We start from the raw sequence: 3,698 nt of genomic DNA on the forward strand, positions 1-3,698 counted from the left end.
CGACACCACCGGCCTGCACGCGGAGGATCTGAGCGTCCGCTTCCGAGGCGAGACGCTCCACCTCGGCGTCTCGCAGGAGATGCTCGGACGCGTGTTCGACGGCCTGGGCCAGCCCCGCGACGGGCTTCCCGCGCCGGTGGCCGAAGCGAGGCTGGACGTGCACGGCGCACCGCTGAACCCCGCCGCCCGCGACTACCCGCAGGACGTGATCGTGACGGGGATCTCGGCGGTGGACGGGCTGAACACCCTGGTGCGCGGACAGAAGCTGCCGATTTTTTCCGGCTCCGGCCTGCCGCATAACCAGCTGGCTGCCCAGATCGTGCGCCAGGCGCAGTTACCCGGCGAGGAATCGCGTTTTGCGATCGTGTTTGCCGCCATGGGGGTCTCCTATGCCGATGCCCGTTATTTTCATACCCAGTTCGAACAGAGCGGGGTTCTCGGGCGGGTGGTGATGTTCATCAACCGGGCGGATGATCCCCCCATCGAACGGCTGATTCTGCCGCGCACGGCCCTGACCGCGGCCGAATATCTGGCCTATGAAATGGACATGCACGTACTGGTGGTGATGACCGACATGATTCACTATGCCGAGGCCTTGCGCGAGGTCGCCACCGCCAAGGGCGATGTGCCGGCGCGCAAGGGGTATCCCGGCTATCTCTATTCGGATCTGGCCGAGCTGTATGAGCGCGCGGGACGCATTCGCAACCGCGCCGGTTCGATCACACTGATCCCCGTGGTCAGCATGCCCTCCGATGATATTACCCATCCGATCCCGGATCTGACCGGCTATATCACCGAAGGCCAGATCGTATTGAGCCGTGAGTTGCACAGTCAGGGCGTTTATCCGCCGATCAATATTTCCCCCTCCCTGTCGCGCCTGATGAAAGACGGCATTGGCAAGAACGATACCCGCGACGATCATCCGCGGGTCGCCAGTCAGTTATATGCCGCCTATGCACGGGCGCAGGAGGTCCGCAACCTGGCTTCGATTATCGGTCCGGAAGAACTCAGCGAGCTGGATCAGGAATATCTGCATTTTGCCGAACAATTCGAACAACGTTTTATTGGCCAGGGCGAGGAACAGAGCCGCTCCATCATCGAGACCCTGGATCTGGCCTGGGAGTTATTGTCGCTGTTGCCACCCGACAGCCTGAACCGGGTCAGTGACGCGGATCTCGACAAATATCACCACTGGAGCCGTGCGTCGCAAAACCCGGCTCGAACCGCCTCGGGGGGCGAATAATGCCGGCACGTTTCAAGGTCGCGCCGACTAAAAACAACCTGTTGCAACTGCAGCAGCAGGTCAGGTTTCTGGACAAGGGTTACAGCCTGCTGGAACGCAAACGGGAATTGTTAACCCGCCTGGTTTATGAACGGCTCGCCAATTACCGCACGTTGCGCAAACAGAGCAAGGCATTACTGAAACAGGCCTATCACTCCCTGGCCATTACCCATATGCGCATGGGGCGGGCGCAATTCAAGCAGACCACAATGGGGATCCAGCCGGCTATTGAATTGCGGATTCTGCCAATGAGCAGCCTGGGTGTGCAGTATCTTTCTGTCAGCGCCAAAAAACGGCCTTTTCAGCCCCTGGGACTGTTCGGTACCGATGCCAGTTTCGATCAGACCCGTCAGTTGATGACCGAACTGGCACTGGTATTGATCCAGCTGGGCGAGGCCGAAACCGCACTGCGCCGTTTGCTGGTCGAACAACGCAAGACCCAGAAACGGGTGAACGCGCTCAAATATAATGTCATTCCCCGCTATCAGAATACGATCCGTTATATTGAATCGACCCTGGAAGAAGAGGAGCGCACTACGCTGTTCCAGATTCAATTGTTGCAGGACCAACAGTCCCGGAACTGACGGCAATCGCGTCCACCAAAACCCGGGCCTTGCACCCGCTGAAAATTTATCCAGGGAGAGCCTGCGTTTGTGAAAGGCCTCTGTGTGGTAAGATAACGCTATCCGGTTTTACTTTCGAAACTGTTTCAAAAATCCCGACACGAGCCGATGGTATAAATGGATCTGCTGAATAACCTGTTATTGATTGCAGCCTTGCTGTTATTTGGCAGCATCGTAGTCAGTTCCATCTCGGCACGGGTTGGCGCGCCGCTGCTGTTAATTTTCCTGATCGTAGGCATGCTCGGCGGTAAAGAAGGGCCGGGAAACCTGGTGTTTGATGATGTCGGCACCGCCTATCTGATCGGTTCGGTGGCACTGGGTATTATTCTTTTAAACGGTGGACTGCACACCAAGTTTGAAAGCTTTCGGGTTGGTTTGCGTCCGGCATTGAGCCTGGCAACCATCGGCGTGTTGATTACCAGTGGTCTGGTGGGGCTGGCGGCAGCCTGGATTTTTGAATTGCACTGGATGCAGGGGATGTTGCTGGGAGCCATTATCGGTTCCACTGATGCGGCAGCGGTCTTTTCCCTGTTACACGCCCGGGGTATGAATATCGAGCGCAGGGTAGGGGCTACGCTGGAGATCGAATCGGGCAGTAATGACCCGATGGCCATCTTTCTTACCATTGTGTTGATTGAACTGATCCAGACCCAGCAGCCGTTGATGAGCTGGGATGTCGGGCTGTCGTTTGTCATCCAGATGGGAATCGGTGCTCTGGCGGGCGTGCTTGGTGCTCGCCTGCTGGGGTTTATGATCAATCATTTGACGCTGGCCAACGGATTGTACCCCCTGCTGGTGACCAGTGGTGGCTTGCTGATCTTCGCTCTGAGTAACAGCCTGGGCGGCAGTGGTTTTCTGGCTATCTATCTGGTCGGCGTGGTTCTGGGCAATCGCAAGCTGCATGCCGGGCAGAATATTCTGCGTGTTCACGACGGGCTGGCGTGGTTAAGCCAGATCGGTATGTTCCTGATCCTGGGGTTGCTGGTGACGCCTTCCGAGCTCTATCCGGTCGCCTGGCACGCCCTTTTGATCGCACTGGTGTTGATCTTTCTCGCACGTCCACTGGCAGTGCTGGTGTGCCTGTTGCCGTTTCGTTTTGCCTGGCGTGAGCTGGTTTATATTGCCTGGGTCGGGTTACGAGGGGCGGTACCGATTATTCTGGCCCTGTTTCCATTACTGGCGGGAATGGAGCAGGCCGAACTCTATTTCAATGTGGCATTTTTCGTCGTACTGGTCTCATTACTATTACAGGGCTGGACCGTGGCTCCCGTGGCACGCTGGTTAAGACTGGATATTCCGCCGGGCCCGGAACCCGTGATGCAGGTCGATACCCTGATACCGGGGCATCCTGAATGTGAAATTCTGGTCTACCACCTGGGGCGCAATAGCCCGTTACGTAATCGCTCCCCGGATTACTTTATTTTGCCGGGGACGGCACGCCTGACGTCGGTTATCCGCGGCAGGACTTCCTACGATGCGAAAGATATCGATCGATTTGCAGAAGGGGATTATGTCCATATCCTTGCTGCCAGCGAAGAGGTGGATCAGATAAATCGGCTGTTTACCACGCTGGAGTACGCGTCGGATCATCAATTCTTTGGGGATTTTATTCTCGATCCCGGGGCCAAACTCTGCGATCTGTCGATGGCCTACGGCGTCTCCGTGCCAGAGCGATGTGACACGATGACTGTCGGTGAATACCTGGCCCAGCAGTTTCGCAACAAACCTGTCGTCGGTGATCGGGCCCGACTGGACAAGGTTGAGTTGATCGTACTGGAGATCGAACAGGGCGA

The 3,698-nt window shown here is 57.0% G+C and carries 3 protein-coding genes; all 3 read left to right on the forward strand.

What is annotated here, in order from left to right:
* A partial coding sequence (locus tag RI563_RS12880; RefSeq protein WP_310694788.1) for a V-type ATP synthase subunit B occupies positions 1–1,243 on the forward strand: 1,243 nt, incomplete at its 5' end.
* Positions 1,243–1,866, forward strand: a complete 624-nt coding sequence (locus RI563_RS12885) for a V-type ATP synthase subunit D (RefSeq protein WP_310694789.1) — start codon at positions 1,243–1,245, stop codon at positions 1,864–1,866. The genes RI563_RS12880 and RI563_RS12885, both read left to right, overlap by 1 nt.
* A 156-nt stretch (positions 1,867–2,022) precedes the next feature.
* Positions 2,023–3,698 (forward strand): potassium/proton antiporter (locus tag RI563_RS12890; protein ID WP_310694790.1); only part of this gene is annotated, 1,676 nt, incomplete at its 3' end.

The organism is Thiohalophilus sp., assembly GCF_031581315.1.
GTDB lineage: Bacteria > Pseudomonadota > Gammaproteobacteria > UBA6429 > Thiohalophilaceae > Thiohalophilus.